At 68.9% G+C, this 1,494-nt stretch carries 2 pseudogenes; both read right to left on the reverse strand.

The window, feature by feature from the left end:
- A pseudogene (locus JCM9942_RS15755) lies at positions 1-535 on the reverse strand (biotin/lipoyl-binding protein); the annotation flags it as partial.
- A gap of 11 nt (positions 536-546) precedes the next feature.
- A pseudogene (locus tag JCM9942_RS15760) lies at positions 547-1,494 on the reverse strand (efflux transporter outer membrane subunit); the annotation flags it as partial.

Genomic DNA, 1,494 nt, shown 5'->3' on the forward strand with positions numbered 1-1,494 from the left:
GCTCCACGGTCTCGCGTGACCCGGCCACGGCCGCCTCGGCGGCAGCGAGTTCGTCACGGGCGTGGGCCAGCTCCTCATTGGAAATCGCACCGCTGGCGGCCAGATCCTTGCGCCGCGCGAAGTCCTCGCGGGCACGCTTGACGCTGATCTGGCGGGCATTGAGCTCGGCCTGCGCGCCTTCCACGCTGCGGTACAGGCCGCGCACCTGGCGCACCGTGCGCGCCAGATTGGCCTGCGCCTGCTGCATCGCCACGTCGGTATCGGCCGGGTCCAGCTGCACCAGCAACTGGCCCTGCTCCACCTTCATGCCGTCATCGGCGGCGATGGCGACCACCGTGCCACCGACCAGCGGCGTGATCTGCACCTGGTTGCCCACCACATAGGCGTCATCGGTATCCTCGGCCCACCGGCCGAACAGGAAATACCACAGCGCAAAGGCCGCAATCAGCAGCACCACGATCAACAGCAGACCGCGCAGCAGTTTGCGGCGACGGCCGGGAGCGGCCGCAGCCGCGTCGGAAGAAGTCTGACTCATAGAAAGGTTTCTCAGGAATTCGAATTGTTGGACGCAGCGGTCGCCGGCAGGTCAGCACTGGCGGGCGCAAAACCGCCGCCCAGCGCCGCGCTCAGGCCGATGGAGGACGCCAGCTGCTGCGACTGCAGGCTGCTCAGCCGCAGCCGCGACTGCAGCAGCAGGTCCTGCGCGCCCAGCACGTCGAGGTAATTGCCGATACCGGCGCGGTAGCGCTGCCCGGCCAGCGCGAATGCGGCCTCGGCCGTATCCACCGCCTGCTGCTGCGATTCCACCTGCACGTCCAGCGAACGCACCGCGTTGACCTGGTCGGCCACCTCACGCAGCGCCGCCACCAGCGTCTGGTTGTAGTGGGCCACCGCCAGATCGTAGTCGGCATCGGCTTTGGCCAGCTGGGCGCGCAGACGGCCGCCATCGAAAACCGGCAGACTCAGCGCCGGTGCGAGCAAGCCGAAACCCGAGCCGCTTTGCAGCAGCGTGCCCAGATCGCTGGAAACCACCCCGCCGAGCGCGGTCAGATTCAAGCTCGGATAGAAGCGCGCCTTGGCCGCATGGATCTGCTGGCCGGAGGCCTCCACCCGCCAGCGCGCGGCCACCACATCCGGGCGCCGCCCCAGCAGATCACTGGGAAGTACCCCGGGCAATTGCAACGCCAACCGGTTCAGAGCAGTGGGCCTGCCGATCTCACGCCCGCGGTCCGGCCCCCTTCCAAGCAGCGCGGCCAGCGCGTTGCGGGCGAGATCGATCTGCTGCTGCGCCGCCTGCCGCTGTTGCTGTGCCAGCGGCACGCGTGCCTGCGCCTGGCGCACCTGCAGCTCGTTGTCGATACCGGCGCCGCGTCGCTGCCGGGTCAGTGCCAGCATCTTTTCGGCACGCGCCAGCTCCTCGTCGGCCACCTGCTGCAGCTGCCAGGAGATCCAGCTGGACATAGGCCTGCACGATGGCCGCCGACAGGTCCAGCC

Source organism: Stenotrophomonas pictorum JCM 9942, assembly GCF_001310775.1.
In the GTDB taxonomy this organism is placed as follows: Bacteria; Pseudomonadota; Gammaproteobacteria; order Xanthomonadales; family Xanthomonadaceae; genus Stenotrophomonas; species Stenotrophomonas pictorum.